The 14,634-nt window shown below is 71.0% G+C and carries 15 protein-coding genes; 6 read left to right on the top strand and 9 right to left on the bottom strand.

The genetic code is table 11. The features are described from left to right. Window positions 1-54 precede the first annotated feature (54 nt). The 3 genes from AB0C82_RS20965 to AB0C82_RS20955 form a co-directional block, all read right to left on the bottom strand. Window positions 55-723 (bottom strand): peptidase, encoded by a 669-nt coding sequence (locus tag AB0C82_RS20965; protein ID WP_362844056.1) that lies wholly within the window; start codon window positions 721-723, stop codon window positions 55-57. 202 nt (window positions 724-925) lie between these two features. Beyond that, window positions 926-1,417 carry an ATP-binding protein gene (locus AB0C82_RS20960; protein ID WP_362844054.1) on the bottom strand — a complete coding sequence of 164 codons (492 nt, stop codon included), beginning with the start codon at window positions 1,415-1,417 and terminating at the stop codon, window positions 926-928. A gap of 192 nt (window positions 1,418-1,609) precedes the next feature. Beyond that, entirely contained in the window at window positions 1,610-1,978 is a 369-nt protein-coding gene (locus tag AB0C82_RS20955) for an STAS domain-containing protein (RefSeq protein ID WP_362844051.1), read from the bottom strand. A gap of 282 nt (window positions 1,979-2,260) precedes the next feature. On the opposite strand from AB0C82_RS20955, the gene AB0C82_RS20950 reads away from it, so the two are divergent. Then, a complete protein-coding gene (locus tag AB0C82_RS20950) occupies window positions 2,261-3,268 on the top strand; it encodes an RNA polymerase sigma factor SigF (protein ID WP_362844048.1) in 1,008 nt (335 codons plus the stop codon). Window positions 3,269-3,388: 120 nt separating this feature from the next. Here the strand turns inward: AB0C82_RS20950 and hutI are convergent, their stop codons facing one another. The 4 genes from hutI to hutU are packed head-to-tail and all read right to left on the bottom strand — an operon-like array spanning window position 3,389 to window position 8,890. Continuing rightward, window positions 3,389-4,561 carry an imidazolonepropionase gene (gene hutI, locus AB0C82_RS20945; RefSeq protein ID WP_362844045.1) on the bottom strand — a complete coding sequence of 391 codons (1,173 nt, stop codon included), beginning with the start codon at window positions 4,559-4,561 and terminating at the stop codon, window positions 3,389-3,391. 44 nt (window positions 4,562-4,605) lie between these two features. Further along, on the bottom strand, window positions 4,606-5,955 hold the full coding sequence (locus AB0C82_RS20940; protein ID WP_362844242.1) for a formimidoylglutamate deiminase: 1,350 nt from the start codon (window positions 5,953-5,955) through the stop codon (window positions 4,606-4,608). Window positions 5,956-5,972: 17 nt separating this feature from the next. Beyond that, window positions 5,973-7,187, bottom strand: coding sequence for an allantoate amidohydrolase (locus AB0C82_RS20935; protein ID WP_362844239.1), 1,215 nt, complete (start codon window positions 7,185-7,187; stop codon window positions 5,973-5,975). Between the two features lie 44 nt (window positions 7,188-7,231). After that, entirely contained in the window at window positions 7,232-8,890 is a 1,659-nt protein-coding gene (gene hutU, locus AB0C82_RS20930; protein ID WP_362844042.1) for a urocanate hydratase, read from the bottom strand. A gap of 241 nt (window positions 8,891-9,131) precedes the next feature. Between hutU and AB0C82_RS20925 the strand changes: the two genes are divergently transcribed. The 4 genes from AB0C82_RS20925 to AB0C82_RS20910 all read left to right on the top strand — a co-directional run bounded on the left by AB0C82_RS20925 (window position 9,132) and on the right by AB0C82_RS20910 (window position 11,299). Then, window positions 9,132-9,536: a hypothetical protein gene (locus AB0C82_RS20925; protein WP_362844040.1), complete on the top strand. Its 405-nt coding sequence runs from the start codon at window positions 9,132-9,134 to the stop codon at window positions 9,534-9,536. Next, the gene (locus tag AB0C82_RS20920; RefSeq protein ID WP_362844037.1) at window positions 9,533-10,333 is read left to right on the top strand and encodes a transcriptional regulator; all 801 of its coding nucleotides are present in this window, start codon (window positions 9,533-9,535) and stop codon (window positions 10,331-10,333) included. The genes AB0C82_RS20925 and AB0C82_RS20920 overlap by 4 nt, the downstream gene beginning before the upstream one ends. Before the next feature lie 38 nt (window positions 10,334-10,371). Further along, on the top strand, window positions 10,372-10,842 hold the full coding sequence (locus AB0C82_RS20915; RefSeq protein WP_362844034.1) for a roadblock/LC7 domain-containing protein: 471 nt from the start codon (window positions 10,372-10,374) through the stop codon (window positions 10,840-10,842). 82 nt (window positions 10,843-10,924) lie between these two features. Next, complete coding sequence (locus AB0C82_RS20910) at window positions 10,925-11,299, top strand: hypothetical protein (RefSeq protein WP_362844031.1); 375 nt, start codon at window positions 10,925-10,927, stop codon at window positions 11,297-11,299. Between the two features lie 61 nt (window positions 11,300-11,360). Here the strand turns inward: AB0C82_RS20910 and AB0C82_RS20905 are convergent, their stop codons facing one another. Further along, window positions 11,361-12,203: a MurR/RpiR family transcriptional regulator gene (locus AB0C82_RS20905; RefSeq protein WP_362844029.1), complete on the bottom strand. Its 843-nt coding sequence runs from the start codon at window positions 12,201-12,203 to the stop codon at window positions 11,361-11,363. Window positions 12,204-12,362: 159 nt separating this feature from the next. Between AB0C82_RS20905 and AB0C82_RS20900 the strand changes: the two genes are divergently transcribed. Beyond that, on the top strand, window positions 12,363-12,788 hold the full coding sequence (locus tag AB0C82_RS20900) for a hypothetical protein (protein WP_362844027.1): 426 nt from the start codon (window positions 12,363-12,365) through the stop codon (window positions 12,786-12,788). Window positions 12,789-13,095: 307 nt separating this feature from the next. On the opposite strand, the gene AB0C82_RS20895 is transcribed toward AB0C82_RS20900, so the two are convergent. Beyond that, on the bottom strand, window positions 13,096-14,499 hold the full coding sequence (locus tag AB0C82_RS20895; protein WP_362844024.1) for a cystathionine beta-synthase: 1,404 nt from the start codon (window positions 14,497-14,499) through the stop codon (window positions 13,096-13,098). Window positions 14,500-14,634: the final 135 nt, after the last annotated feature.

The following is a 14,634-nucleotide window of genomic DNA, read 5'->3' as shown; positions in this document are numbered from 1 at the left end:
GGCGGCTCCCTGGTGCGGGTGCTTACGGCAGCGGGCTGGGTGGAGCGGCTCGGGTCAGCCCGTGGCGCGCTGTCCGCGCCGGGTCAGCCACAGCACTCCGGCCGCACCGGTCAGCAGGACGGTGCCACCGAGCGTGCCGAGTGCGGCGGCGGAGTCGAGGGGTCCTGTCTTCGGAAGCTCACCGCCGCCCGCCGGGGCGTCCTGCGCAGCCGGGGCCGCGCCTGCCACGTCGAGTTCGAGCGAGGGTCCGGGACTGTTCTTCGGGGTGCAGGTCGTGGTCGTACCGAGGGCCTTGATGGTGAGAACCCCTGCGGTGAAGGTGACCTTGCCCGACTTCTTCGGGGTGTACGTCCCCGACAAGTCGCTGATCTTGATGGGGGTGTTGGCGGGGACCGCGGCCGCGTTCGCCGCCCCGCTGACCTGGATCCTGCCGCTCTCGGCGCCGCCCATCTCGATCACCGCACTGGGCTTCATGGCGCCCTTGCCCAGCTCCACCGGGCTTGAGGAGACACCCTTCTGGAAGGACATGGTGAGCGTGTAGCCGCTGCCGCTCCTGACGCTCTTGATGTCGATGGGTGACACCGCCCCCTTGGGGCCGATCGGCGTCTGGCACCGGTAGTTGACGTCCACGACCTCGGCGTGGGCGGCGGGTGCGGCCATCAGCACCATCGCGCCCGCCACCGCGGCCACCGCAGTGAGAGCTGTCCTCTTCTGGTTCGACACCTCGAGTTCCCCTCATGCCGGAAGTCGCCGAGCGGGCAGCGGCGTTCCGTACGGCCGCGTTTTACTGACGACGCATCAGATTTGGCGCCCAAGGTACGCCTGGGGCCTTTTGGAGGGAAGACAAAAGAGCGCACCGATCCGGTGCGCTCCTCGGGTGCCGCTTCAGGGGTGCGGGTCCGGGCTCAGGCCCGCCCCGGAGGCATCACGCCGGCGCGGCCAGCTCCGCCCAGACGGTCTTGCCCGGCGCTTCAGGAGCGCGGGTGACTCCCCAGTCCAGACAGAGCCGCTGCACGATGAACATGCCGTGACCGCCCGGCCGCCCCGCGCGGTGCGGGGTGCGCGGCGCCGGCTGACCCGCGCCCCGGTCGACGACCTCCACGCGCAGCACCTTCGGCGTGCACGCGATGCGGAGCTCCTCGGGACCCTCCGCGTGAAGGCAGGCGTTGGTCACCAGCTCGGAGACGACCAGGAGCACGTCCTCGGCTGCCGCGCGCCGGTCGGCACCCGCGGCCGGGAGCCAGCCCCAGTCGTACAGTGCCTGCCGGGCGAAATCGCGGGCCATCGGCACGATGCCGCTGGCCTGCCCCAGTGAGAGCGTGCGCCACTGCCGGTCGTCCGGAGCGGCGGAGGCTTCGCCCGCACCGTCCGGCTCGCGGCCGAGGCCGCCCGGCGGATGCTGCCGGGTGGTGCTCATCAGCGCTTCACCTCACCGATTCACCGTGTCGCCATCGAACAGATACTGATCAGATACAGAGTGTGCGTGCTTCGAGGACGCCACCGGGGAGTCTCCTGCCCGGCGGAATCGTGACAACACCCACTTGGTCCACACGATCGAGTGACGAGGGCAACGCTCGGCGCTGCCCGGGATCGTGAGGTGCCGAGCCGGTCAGGCGCCGAGAGCGTCTTCGAGTGAGGCGTGGACGGTGAAAACCGCGTCCGCCCCGGTGATCTCGAAGACCCTCGCAACGACGGAACGCATTCCGGCGAGATGGACACCGCCACCGGCCGCCTCGGACCTGAGACGGGCACCGAGCAGCACGTTCAGCCCGGTGGAGTCGCAGAACTCAAGGCGCGAACAGTCGACCACCAGGCGCACGCGCCCTTCCTCGACCGCCTGCTCCATCGGTTCCCGCAGCAGGTCCGCTGTGTGGTGATCGAGCTCACCCACCGGCGTGAAAACTTCGCTGCGCCCTTCGGTCCGAACCTCGACGTGAAGCCGACCCCGGTTCGCACTGCCGACCGTCCCGCGGTCCATGCCCGTTCCTCTTCGTCGTCCGTCACCGCCCGCACGCAGATGCGCGCGGCTGTCTGCCTAGCTGTCGCCGACGTTCGTAAAACAGTACGCGTTCCGTGCGCCACGCGGTAGCCGGAGACCCGAACAAAGCGGACATAGCAGTGGATTTGGAGCTTGTAAGTCGCAGCCGGAAGCGGGTAAGGGTAGGGGGATACAGATTTTCGTGGCTTTGGAGGCGCCGCTTCACCGCAGGAACACGTAAGGGCATCGGCAGCCATATGCCGAGAACGATGGAGGAGAAGCATGTCACCCCGGCTCGACGTAGCGCGTACCCACAACGCGCCGTCGATATGTCCTCAGGGACCGACCGATTCCGACTCCCCTGCCGCGATCGCCGTACCCGGCCCGCGCACCAGCACCACCAGCAGGACCAGCACCACAAGCACGACCGACAACACCGATGTCCTCGCCGCGGAGTACGGCGAAGGGGCGGAGGTGCTCGAAGGCCTGGACGGGCTGCCCGAGATCCCGCCCTACGCCGATCTGGCGCCCATGGACTCCAGGGCGCTGTCGAAGACGCTCTTCGCGCGGCTCGAATCCCTCGAAGAGGGCACCCACGAGTACGCGTACGTGCGCAACACGCTCGTCGAACTGAACCTGGCGCTCGTCAGGTTCGCCGCCTCCCGGTTCCGCTCTCGCAGCGAGCCGATGGAGGACATCATCCAGGTCGGCACGATCGGGCTGATCAAGGCGATCGGCCGCTTCGAGCTCAGTCGCGGCGTCGAGTTCCCGACGTTCGCGATGCCGACCATCATCGGTGAGATCAAGCGCTTCTTCCGCGACACCAGCTGGTCCGTGCGCGTCCCGCGCCGGCTGCAGGAACTGCGCCTCGACCTGGCCAAGGCGGGCGACGAGCTCGCCCAGCAGCTCGACCGGGCACCCACCGTCGTGGAGCTTGCCGAGCGCCTGGGCATCAGCAACGACGAGGTCGTCGAGGGGATGGCCGCGAGCAACGCCTACACGGCGAGCTCGCTGGACGCCAAAGCCGAGACGGACGATCACGAGAGTGCGCTGGCGGACCGGATCGGCTACGAGGACCACAGTCTCGAAGGCATCGAGTACGTCGAGTCCCTGAAGCCGCTCATCGCCTCGCTCCCGACGCGTGACCGGACGATCCTCTCCCTCCGCTTCGTCGCCAACATGACGCAGTCGGAGATCGGCGAGGAGCTCGGCATCTCGCAGATGCACGTCTCCCGGCTGCTCTCGCGGACCCTCGTCAGACTCCGGAAGGGCCTGACCCTGGAGGAATGACCTGCCGCACCGGACGCCCCGCGGGCGCCGGTGAAGCCTTGCGGAAGGACCTGCCCACAACGGGCGGGTCCTTCCGCATGTGTGAGGCCCTGTCAGCGGCACGGGCCGGTCGGAAGGTGCTCAGAGCGTGCGCTCACCGCGCTGCCAGACCGCGCTCACCAGCGGGACTCCCGGCCGGTAGGCGAGGTGGACGTGGCTCGGGGCGTCGAGGAGGACGAGGTCCGCGCGGGCACCCGGGGTGAGTGCGCCGACGTCCGTGCGCCGCAGCGCGGCGGCGCCGCCCGCGGTGGCGGACCAGAGGGCCTCGTCCGGGGTCATGCCCATGTCCCGTACGGCGAGGGCGATGCAGAAGGGCATGGAGGACGTGAAGGACGAGCCCGGGTTGCAGTCCGTGGAGAGCGCGACGGTGGCGCCCGCGTCGAGGATGCGGCGGGCGTCGGGCCAGGCCGCGCGGGTGGAGAACTCGGCGCCCGGCAGGAGTGTGGCGACCGTGTCGCCCTGGCCCAGCGCGTCGACGTCCGCGTCGGTCAGGTGGGTGCAGTGGTCGGCGGACGCGGCGTCGAGTTCCACCGCGAGCTGGACGCCGGGGCCGTACCCGAGCTGGTTGGCGTGGATGCGCGGGTGCAGCCCCCTGGCGCGGCCCGCCGTGAGGATGGCGCGGGCCTGGTCGCCGTCGAACGCGCCCTTCTCGCAGAAGACGTCGATCCAGCGGGCGTACGGGGCGCAGGCGTCCAGCATCGGGCCGGTGACCAGGTCGACGTAGCCGGCCGGGTCGTCGGCGTAGTCCGGCGGTACGACGTGGGCGCCGAGGTAGGTGACCTCGTCGGTGTGGTCGGCGGCGATGCGCAGGGCGCGGGCCTCGTCCTCGACGGTCAGGCCGTAGCCGGACTTGGTCTCGAAGGTGGTGGTGCCCTGCCGTGCCGCCTCGGCGAGGTAGCGGGAGACGTTGGCGGCGAGCTCGTCGTCGGTGGCGGCGCGGGTGGCGGCGACGGTCGTCCTGATGCCGCCGGCGGTGTAGGGCAGGCCGGACATGCGGGCGTTGAACTCCTCGGTGCGGTCGCCCGCGAAGAGGAGGTGGGAGTGGGAGTCGACGAAGCCCGGGACGACGGCCCGGCCGCCCGCGTCGACGGCGTTGTCAGTGGCGGGTGCTCTGCTTGATTCACCGGTCCAGACGACGCGGTCGCCCTCGATGACGACGGCCGCGTTCCGGATCAGGCCCAGGGGGGTCCCGTCTCCGAGAGAGGGGTCGTTGGTGACCAGGCTGGCGATGTTGATGACGGCGGTCGTCGTCATGAGGAGTGTTCTTCTCCTTGCGCGAGGGTCCGGGGGTTCCTGGATCAGCCGTGCAGGGCGGCGATGGCCGAGGCGAGTGCCGCGGGCACGTCCTGCACCCGGGTGTGACGGCCGTCCCGGACGATGTGCCGCCCTGCCACGACCGTGTGCCGCACATCAGCGGCGGAGGCGGCGAATACGACCGCTTCGGCTGCCAGCCTGGGCAGCGGTCCCGCTGTCCTGACGGAGTCCAGGGCGACGGTGGTGAGGTCGGCGGGCGCGCCGGGTTCGATGATGCCCGCGTCCGGGCGGCCGAGTGCGGCGTGCCCGGTGGCGGAGGCCGCCCGGAGCAGGGCCGACGCCGTCCAGTGGCCGCGCACATGGGTGCGCAGGCGCTCGTTGAGCTCCATCGCGCGCGCCTCTTCGAAGAGGTCGATCACGGCGTGGCTGTCGCTGCCCAGCGAGAGCGGGGAACCCGCGCGCTGGAGGGCGACGGCGGGACCGATTCCGTCGGCGAGGTCGCGTTCGGTGGTGGGGCACATACAGGTGCCGGTGACCGACGAGCCCAGCAGATCGATGTCCTCGGGCGTGAGGTGCGTGTTGTGGATACCGGTGGTCCGGCGGCCGAGCACCCCGTGGTCGGCGAGCAGCCGGGTGGGGGTGCGGCCGTGGGCCGCGAGGCAGGCCTCGTTCTCGGCAGTCTGCTCGGACAGGTGGACGTGCAGCGGGGCGTCCCGCTCCTCGGCCCACTGCGCGACCGTGGCCAGCTGCCCGGCCGGCACGGCCCGTACGGAGTGGATGGCGGCGCCGATCAGCGCGTGGTCGTCGCCCTTGAGGAGGGAGGCGCGCTCGGCCCAGGCGTCGGCGGTGCCGTCCGAGAAGCGCAGTTGCTGGCGTCCGGGCTTCTCGCCGAATCCGGCGGCGAGGTAGGCGGTGTCCAGCAGGGTGATGCGGATTCCGGCCTCGGCCGCTGCGGCGATGAGCGCTTCACCCATCGCGTTCGGGTTCTCGTAGGGCGTTCCGCCCGGCGCGTGGTGCAGATAGTGGAACTCGCCGACGGACGTGATGCCGGCCAGCGCCATCTCGGCGTACGTGGCGCGGGCGAGCTCGTAGTAGGTGTCGGGGGTCAGCCGGGACGCCGTCCCGTACATCAGCTCGCGCCAGGTCCAGAAGGTGCCGGAGCCCACCTGGACGCTGCCGCGCAGGGCCCGGTGAAAGGCGTGGGAGTGGGTGTTGGCCAGCCCGGGGAGCGTCAGACCGCGCAGGACCGTGGCGCCGGGCGGGGGTGTCGCGACGCCGGTGCGCACACCGGTGATCCGGCCGCCCGCGACGTCCAGGGTGACGCCCGGCTCGACGTGAGTGCCGAGCCAGGCCTGGGAGAGCCAGTAGGTGGTGGAGCCGGGTGCACCGGGCATCGGGGTCGGCTCGGTTGTCAACGGCACGCGAGGCCCTCCAGTACGTCGGCGAGTGCGATCACACCGGCCACGCAGTCGTCCTCGGCGGCGTATTCGGCCGGCGAGTGCGAGATGCCGGTGGGGTTGCGGACGAACAGCATGGCGGTAGGGACCGAAGCGGACAAAATACCCGCATCGTGCCCGGCTCCGGTGCCCAGCACGGGTACGGCCCGGTCCGTGTCGTGGGACGGGCGCCCGGTGAGGAGCCTGGCGATCTCGTCCCGCAGGGCGTGCTCGAACTCCACCACCGGGGTGACGGATTCCCGTACGACGTCGAGGTCGATCCCGGCCCGCCCGGCGTGGTCGCGGGCTGCGCGCTCGATGGCCGTGACGACGGTGTCCAGGGTGGCCTGGTCGGCCGCGCGGGAGTCGAGCCAGCCGCGCACGAGGGAGGGGATGGCGTTGACCCCGTTGGGCTCGACGGCGATCTTGCCGAAGGTGGCCAGAGCGCCGGCGAGTTCCGCCTCCCGGCGGGCGGCGAGCACGGTTTCCGCGTACGTGAGCATCGGGTCGCGCCGGTCGGCGAGCCGGGTGGTGCCCGCGTGGTTGGCCTCGCCCCGGAAGTCGAAGCGCCAGCGCCCGTGCGGCCAGATGGCGGAGGCGATGCCGACCGGGTCTCCGGTGAGGTCGAGTGCGCGCCCCTGCTCCACGTGCAGCTCGACGAACGCGCCGACGCGGGCGAGCCGTTCGGGGTCCGGGCCGATGGCGTCGGGGTCGTATCCGGCGGCTGCCATGGCCTGCGGCAGTGACACCCCGTCCCCGTCGCGGAGCAGGTGGGCGTTCTCCCGCGTCAGCTGCCCGGCGGCGAGCCGGGAGCCGACGCAGGCGAGCCCGAAGCGGGCTCCCTCCTCGTCACCGAAGTTGGTGATCGCCAGGGGCCTGGCGAACTCCGCTCCCCTGCGGCGGAGTTCGTCGAGCGCGGCGAAGGAGGAGACCACACCCAGCGGGCCGTCGAAGGCTCCGCCGTCCGGCACGGAGTCGAGGTGCGAGCCGGTGACGACGGCGTCCCCGGCGAGGGGGTCGCCGAGCCAGGCCCACTGGTTGCCGTTGCGGTCGGTCTCGCAGGTGAGCCCGCGGGACTCGGCCTGCGCACGGAACCAGGACCGGCAGTCCGCGTCGGCGCCGGTCCAGGCGTACCGCCGGTATCCGCCGGAGCCGGCGTCGCGCCCGACGGGCGCGAGGTCGCGCCACATCTCGTGGAAGGACGCGGCGGTGGAGCGCTGGTCCGCTGCGGCGGTCACTCGCCCTCCGTCATCGGGACGCGTACGCCCTTGTCGTCGGCGACCGATTCCGCGATGTCGTAGCCGGCGTCGACGTGACGGATCACGCCCATGCCCGGGTCGTTCGTCAGCACGCGGCGGATCTTCTCGCCCGCAAGCTTCGTGCCGTCGGCGACGGTGACCTGGCCCGCGTGGATGGAGCGCCCCATGCCGACGCCGCCGCCGTGGTGGATCGACACCCAGGACGCCCCGGACGCCACGTTGACCATGGCGTTCAGCAGCGGCCAGTCGGCGATCGCGTCGGAGCCGTCGAGCATGGCCTCGGTCTCGCGGTACGGCGAGGCGACCGAGCCGCAGTCCAGGTGGTCGCGCCCGATGGCCAGCGGAGCGGCCAGTTCGCCGCTCGCCACCATGTCGTTGAAGCGCTCGCCGGCCTTGTCGCGCTCGCCGTAGCCGAGCCAGCAGATGCGGGCGGGCAGGCCCTGGAAGTGGACGCGCTCACCGGCCATCTTGATCCAGCGGTGCAGCGACTCGTTCTCCGGGAAGAGTTCGAGCATCGCCTTGTCCGTCTTGTGGATGTCGGACGCCTCGCCCGACAGCGCGGCCCAGCGGAAGGGGCCCTTGCCCTCGCAGAAGAGCGGACGGATGTACGCCGGCACGAAGCCGGGGAAGTCGAACGCCCGGGCGTAGCCCGCCAGCTGGGCCTCGCCACGGATCGAGTTGCCGTAGTCGAAGACCTCGGCGCCCGCGTCCATGAAGCCGACCATCGCCTCGACGTGCGCGGCCATCGACTCCCGCGCCCGCTGGGTGAAGTCGGCCGGCTTCTCGGTGGCGTACGAGGCCATGTCGTCGAAGTCGACGCCGATCGGCAGGTAGGCCAGCGGGTCGTGCGCGCTGGTCTGGTCGGTGACGATGTCGACCGGGGCGCCTTCGGCGAGCATCCGGGGCAGCAGCTCCGCCGCGTTGCCGAGCAGGCCGATCGAGAGCGGACGGCGGGCGTCGCGGGCCTCGACCGCCAGCTGGAGGGCGTGCTCCAGGTTGTCGGCCTTCACATCGAGGAAGCGGTGCTCGATGCGGCGCTCGATGGCGCGCGGGTCGCAGTCGATACAGATCGCGACGCCGTCGTTCATGGTCACGGCCAGGGGCTGGGCACCGCCCATACCGCCGAGTCCCGCGGTCAGGGTGATCGTTCCCGCGAGCGTCCCGCCGAACTTCTTCGCGGCGACGGCGGCGAACGTCTCGTAGGTCCCCTGGAGGATGCCCTGCGTACCGATGTAGATCCAGGACCCGGCGGTCATCTGGCCGTACATCGTGAGGCCGAGGGACTCCAGGCGGCGGAACTCCTCCCAGTTCGCCCAGTCGCCGACCAGGTTGGAGTTGGCGATCAGGACGCGCGGTGCCCACTCGTGGGTCTGCATGACACCGACCGGCCGCCCGGACTGGACGAGCATCGTCTCGTCCTGCTTGAGCGTCTGGAGCGTACGGACCATGGCGTCGAACGAGCGCCAGTCGCGGGCGGCCTTCCCCGTGCCGCCGTAGACGACGAGCTTGTCGGGGTGCTCGGCGACCTCGGGGTCGAGGTTGTTCTGCAGCATCCGCAGGGCGGCTTCCTGCTGCCATCCCAGGGTGCTCAGTTCGGTACCGCGCGGTGCCCGTACGGGGCGGGGTCCTGACATGGCAATGCCTCCTCGCGACTGTGAAACTTCTATTCACATCCTGAAGGTCTGAATACTTGTAGTCAACAGGGAGCGCCGGACCGCGCCCCGCAAGAGCTGCCAAGGTGGTCCCACACCCTCGGGCCCCCATTACACGGCCGTCCGCATGTACCAATGGAAAATGCCAGAACTCCCCCCTGGCTCGGCCACGTTGCGTAATCTCTGGGTCACAGCCGTACGCGACGTCGGGAGGGGAGTCCGCGTGCCCGGAATCGACGAGTGCCTGCTCGAAGTCATGAAACTGCCCGGTGCCCGAGGCGCCGCAGTGGTCGACTGGACGAGCGGTCTCGCCCTCGGCACCGCCGGTGAATCGCCCAACGGCGACCACGAGGCCACCGCAGCCGAGACCGCGGAGGTCGCGCGGATGGCGGCCGAACAGCCCGTCTTCGCCCTCCGTCCGCCCGGGGAGGCAGGAGGGGCGAGACCCGGCCCGCCGGTCGAGGACGTCATCGTCACGACCCACGCCGGCTACCACATAATCCGATTCGTCGAGACGGCCTTCGACAGCAGCGTCTTCCTGCATCTGTGGCTGGACCGGTCGGAGGGCAATCTCGCCCTCGCCCGGCTGCGTCTCGGCGAGATGGCGGAGCGGCTGGTCCTGGCATGAGACCCACCACCGCCGGCCCCGAAGGGGATGTGCGGCACTCCACCCCCTCCCCCATGCTCCAGCGCCTGGCGGCCGAGCGGGCCACCGGCGCCCTCATGAGGGACCGCGGCACCCTCTACCTCGCGGACGGCCAGGTCGTGCACGCCGAGAGCCCCTCCACCCCGGGCATCGACATCCTGCTCACCACCGGCGGGGCGTTACGGCATGAGGGCTGGTGGGACGCGGTGGCCCAGGCGGGCGCGGGACAGCGGGTGGGCCGCTATCTGGTGGACAGCGGCCATGTGCCCGGCGGGGCACTGGAGTTGTGTCATCTCGGCGCGCTGTACGACGCCGCGTTCTTCGCCCTCGCCCCCACCAGCACCCCGGCCAGATTCCGGTACGGCGTCTCGCACTGGATCGGCCCCGTCCGCCCGGTGGCCGTCGACGCGGTGCAGCGCGAGACGTTCAGGCGCCGCGAACTGCTGGACCGCATCTGGCCCGAGGCCCTGACCGACACCGCGCCGGTGACCCGCACCGCACATCCGGTGGACGCGCCCGTCCCGCCCCGCCAGCTCCGGGTCCTGGAACTGGCCGACGGTGTCCGGACGGCCTCGGACATCGCCCGGGAGCTGGGCCGCTCGGCGTTCCACATCCTCGTCGACCTGCGGCGGCTCGCGGCCGCGGGGCTGGTCGAAGCGGCCGGGCGGGCCATGGGGCCGTCCGACGCGACGCCGGCCCGGGCCATCCTGCCCGAGGTCACGGCCGACCCCGACATCGCCTTGTTGCGCCGGCTCCGAGACGCATTGGAGGCCCTGTGATTCGCGCGCTCAGACAGCGTGCCGGGAGGAGACAACTGATGGTGCCCGAGGCCGAAGTACAGGATGTCCTCGACGAACTCCAGCGGTTACGGGTCCGCGTCCCCCTCCTCTCCGGCGCACTGGCGGCCAGCACCGACGGCCTCGTGGTGGCCCATGACACCCCGGGCATGGAAGCCGAGGGTGTGGCGGCTCTGACCGCCGCCGCGCTCGGCGTGGCGATCCGGATGACCGAGGCCACCGGCCGCGGCGGCTTCCGCGAACTCCTGGTGCGCGGCGACACCGGCTACATCGCCACCTACGCGGCAGGCACCTCCGCCATCCTCACGCTGCTGGCCGAGGACCGCATCAACGTCGGCCGCCTCCATCTGGAGGGCCGCCGCGCAGGCAGCCGTATCGGCGAACTCATCGACGCGGCACTGGCCCGCCCCGACCGGCCCGCCCGCGCCATGAGCCCTCCGCAGCAGTCCGCCCCGCAGACCGGCCCCCTGCCGCACCGCCCCATCACGTAAGAGCTCCTGCCCCACAGCAACACGCACCTCACACACAGACAGCTCCGGTCACACCGACCGGCCAGGAAAGGAAACGAGCACCATGGCGAACACCGAAGCGGCACTGAAGGAAGCGATGTCGTCCATCGAGGGCACCACCGGTGTCGCCCTCGTCGACTACACGAGCGGGATGGCTCTGGGCACGCTGGGCGGTGGCAAGGACTTCAACCTGGAGGTCGCCGCCGCGGGCAACACCGACGTCGTACGCGCCAAGCTCCGCACCATGGAACACCTCGGCATCCAGGACGAGATCGAGGACATCCTCATCACCCTGGGCGGCCAGTACCACCTGATCCGGCTCCTCAAGACCCGTGGCAACAACGGCCTGTTCCTCTACCTGGTGCTGGACTCCAGCCGGGCCAACCTGGCCATGGCCCGCCACCAGCTGAAGCGGATCGAAGCCGAGCTGGAGATCTGACGGCGCACGGGGAGCGGCGCGCCCTCCCGGGCGCGGCGCTCCCCGCCGGCCCGGCGCGCTCCTACTCGACGAAGAGACCGCGGGCGGCGGCCCGTGCGTCGAAGTCCTCCAGCCGGGCCTGTGCCTCCGGCAGGGCGTCGCACATGGCCTCCAGCAGCACCCGGCCCAGCAGCATCGGCGCGCAGGCGGTGTCGAAGGCGAGCCCGGTCCCGACGGCGCCCGGGATCAGCAGGTCACTGTGCTTGGCCACCGGGGCGAAGGCCGAGTCCGCGACGGTCACCACGGTCAGCCCCTGCTCCTGGGCGTACGCGAGACCGTCCAGGACCTCCCTGGGGTGACGCGGCAGCGCGAAGCACATCAGCGCCGTCGCGCCCGCCCTGCTGACGGCGTCGATGCGGTCGAGCAGCGCGCTTCCCCCCTCGTCGAGGACCCGGACGTCGGGGTGCACCTTGGCCGCGAAGTAGCCGAAGCCGCGCGCCTGCGAGGACGCGGCCCGCAGCCCCAGCACGGGCAGCGGCCGGGACCCGGCGAGCAGCCGCCCGGCCCGCTCCACGGGTGCGGGGTCGGCGAGCAGCTCGGTCAGATGCTGAAGGTTCTCGATCTCGGCCCTGACGGCCTGCTGGTACTCGTTGTAGGCGTCCTCGGTCCCCGGGGCCGTCTCGGCGGGGGCCACCTCCCGCAGATGCCTGCGCAGCGCGGGATACCCGTCGAAGCCGAGCGCCACGGCGAACCGGGTGACGGACGGCTGGCTGACCCCGGCCAGCTCGGCCAGTTCCACACTGGACAGGAAGGGCGCGTCAGCGGCCCTGCGCACCATCGAGTGCGCGATCCGGCGCTGGGTGGGCGTGAGCCGCCGCCCCTCGAAGAGCCGCTGCAACCGCGCAGCCGGGCTGCTCCCGCTCATGCTGACCCTCCAGAGATCCACCGCGCCGGTCCGGCGCCGCCGAATCTATTCAGCCAGCAAGCGGGCTGCATGTCCATATACAGGCCGGTCCGCGTGAAGCGGCAAACAGGGGGGTTAGCCCCACTGACCCGGGTGCCCCCGGCTTCGTACCGTACTGGCATGGAAGCCCGCGACCCAGAGCTCAGGAAAGAACTCGACGCCACGCTTCAGGCCCGCGCCGAGCTGGGGCCGGAGTACGAGTCCGCGCTCGTCGACTCGTTCCTGGAGAAGGTCGAGCGTCATCTCGACAGCACCCTCGACCGGCGGGTGCGCCGCCATCTCGCCGAGCAGCGCACGGCCGTGGTCCGCGAGACGCGTACACCGCCGGTCATGGGGACCTTCGGCGAACGTTTCGGCTTCGGCGCGCTCTCGCTGCTCCTGGCGATCCCCCTCTCCGCGATCGGCGTCGCGAACGCCGGGATCGACGGACTGGTGGTCGCCTGGGCGGGAATCGTCGGGGTCAACGCGATGCACGCGGCACGCGGCGTGCCCTGGTCCCGCTCCCGGCGGACCGAGCGCAGGACGGCCTCCGACTGGGAGGACTGACACCGGTACGCGGACCGGACCCCGGACCGGACCGGCAGGGGAGATAGTCGCGGGGACCGCCGCACCCCCGGTTGCCCGGGGGGCGGGACGACGACGGTCCCCGCGAGGGACACGGTCCGGGTCAGGGCCGGGTGCCGCGTCCTGGCGACGGTGGAGGTTCGGGAGCCGCTCCGTAGTCCGTTGTCGCCGTCTCTGGTGCCGGCGGGCTTCCCCGCCGACACCCACCAATCTGCCCGAGCCTTGTTAAGCGGGTGATGCGCGAACGTGACGCGCTCGTACCGTTTTCACGAAGCCCGGACACGTGGTGTTACGACTTCGTACCCGCGTCCTTGGCGAGGAAGGCCAGCAGGTCCTGCCTGCTCACGACACCCTTGGGCTTGCCCTCCACCAGCACGATCGCCGCGTCCGCGCCGTCCGCGCCGCTGAGCACGGCCATCAGGTCCTCGACCGGCTCGCCCGAGCCGACCTGCGGCAGCGGAGCCGACATGTGCTTCTCCAGCGCGTCGGAGAGCTGGGCGCGCTGGGTGAACAGCGCGTCCAGGAGCTGACGCTCGACGACGGAACCGATGACCTCGGCGGCCATCACGTCCGGGTGGCCGGCGCCCGGCTTCACGATCGGCATCTGCGACACGCCGTACTCGCGGAGCACCTCGATCGCCTCGCCGACCGTCTCCTCGGGGTGCATGTGGACGAGGTGCGGCAGCGGGCCCTCCTTGTGGTCCAGGACGGCGCCGACGCGGGCGGACGGGCCGGTGTTCTCCAGGAACCCGTAGTCCGCCATCCACTCGTCGTTGAAGATCTTGCTGAGGTAGCCGCGTCCGCTGTCGGGAAGGAGCACGACGACCACGTCGTCAGGCCCCAGACGCGACGCGACCTCCAGGGCCGCGACGACCGCCATGCCGCAGGAGCCGCCTACGAGCAGGCCCTCCTCCTTGGCGAGACGGCGGGTCATCTGGAAGGAGTCCTTGTCGGACACCGCGACGATCTCGTCCGTGACGGTGCGGTCGTAGGCGGAGGGCCAGAAGTCCTCACCGACGCCCTCGACCAGGTACGGACGCCCGGAGCCGCCCGAGTAGACCGAGCCCTCCGGGTCGGCACCGATGACCTTCACCCCGCCGTCGCTGACCTCCTTGAGGTAGCGCCCGGTCCCGGTGATGGTGCCGCCCGTGCCGACGCCCGCCACGAAGTGCGTGATGCGGCCGTCCGTCTGCTCCCAGAGCTCGGGACCGGTGGTCTCGTAGTGGGAGCGCGGGTTGTTCGGGTTGGAGTACTGGTCCGGCTTCCAGGCCCCCGGCGTCTCACGGACGAGGCGGTCGGAGACGTTGTAGTACGAGTCCGGGTGCTCGGGGTCGACCGCCGTCGGGCAGACGACGACCTCGGCGCCGTACGCGCGCATCACATTGATCTTGTCCGTGGACACCTTGTCAGGGCAGACGAAGATGCACTTGTAGCCCTTCTGCTGGGCGACGATGGCGAGGCCGACGCCTGTGTTGCCGCTGGTCGGCTCGACGATCGTGCCGCCGGGCTTGAGCTCACCGCTCTGCTCGGCCGCCTCGATCATGCGCAGCGCGATGCGGTCCTTCACCGACCCGCCTGGGTTGAAGTACTCGACCTTGGCAAGGACCGTCGCCTGAATGCCTGCCGACACACTGCGCAGCCTCACCAGCGGGGTGTTGCCGACAAGACTGATCATCGAATCGTGGAATTGCACCGTGTACTCCGGGATCTCCGAGATGGTCCGGCCAGAGTATGCGTACGGGCCCTTGAATGGGCGAAGCGATTGGGCGCTGCCACTCACGGGGCAGGTAGATGTCAGTACGGCGTACGGCAAAGAGGAGGTGGACCC

It is taken from the genome of Streptomyces sp. NPDC048560, assembly GCF_040650955.1.
Taxonomy (GTDB): Bacteria; Actinomycetota; Actinomycetes; order Streptomycetales; family Streptomycetaceae; genus Streptomyces.
Note: the sequence above shows the minus strand (reverse complement) of the source record. Positions and strands in the feature narration are given on the sequence as shown.

Bases quoted from the DNA above. Each gene is read 5' to 3' on its own strand.
- AB0C82_RS20920 (WP_362844037.1), top strand. From the start codon at position 9,533: ATGAGACCCACCACCGCCGGCCCCGAAGGGGATGTGCGGCACTCCACC.
- AB0C82_RS20950 (WP_362844048.1), top strand. From the start codon at position 2,261: ATGTCACCCCGGCTCGACGTAGCGCGTACCCACAACGCGCCGTCGATA.
- AB0C82_RS20915 (WP_362844034.1), top strand. From the start codon at position 10,372: ATGGTGCCCGAGGCCGAAGTACAGGATGTCCTCGACGAACTCCAGCGG.
- hutI (WP_362844045.1), bottom strand. From the start codon at position 4,561: ATGACGACGACCGCCGTCATCAACATCGCCAGCCTGGTCACCAACGAC.
- AB0C82_RS20905 (WP_362844029.1), bottom strand. From the start codon at position 12,203: ATGAGCGGGAGCAGCCCGGCTGCGCGGTTGCAGCGGCTCTTCGAGGGG.
- hutU (WP_362844042.1), bottom strand. From the start codon at position 8,890: ATGTCAGGACCCCGCCCCGTACGGGCACCGCGCGGTACCGAACTGAGC.
- AB0C82_RS20940 (WP_362844242.1), bottom strand. From the start codon at position 5,955: ATGCCCGGTGCACCCGGCTCCACCACCTACTGGCTCTCCCAGGCCTGG.
- AB0C82_RS20935 (WP_362844239.1), bottom strand. From the start codon at position 7,187: ATGTGGCGCGACCTCGCGCCCGTCGGGCGCGACGCCGGCTCCGGCGGA.
- AB0C82_RS20910 (WP_362844031.1), top strand. From the start codon at position 10,925: ATGGCGAACACCGAAGCGGCACTGAAGGAAGCGATGTCGTCCATCGAG.
- AB0C82_RS20955 (WP_362844051.1), bottom strand. From the start codon at position 1,978: ATGGACCGCGGGACGGTCGGCAGTGCGAACCGGGGTCGGCTTCACGTC.
- AB0C82_RS20900 (WP_362844027.1), top strand. From the start codon at position 12,363: ATGGAAGCCCGCGACCCAGAGCTCAGGAAAGAACTCGACGCCACGCTT.
- AB0C82_RS20960 (WP_362844054.1), bottom strand. From the start codon at position 1,417: ATGAGCACCACCCGGCAGCATCCGCCGGGCGGCCTCGGCCGCGAGCCG.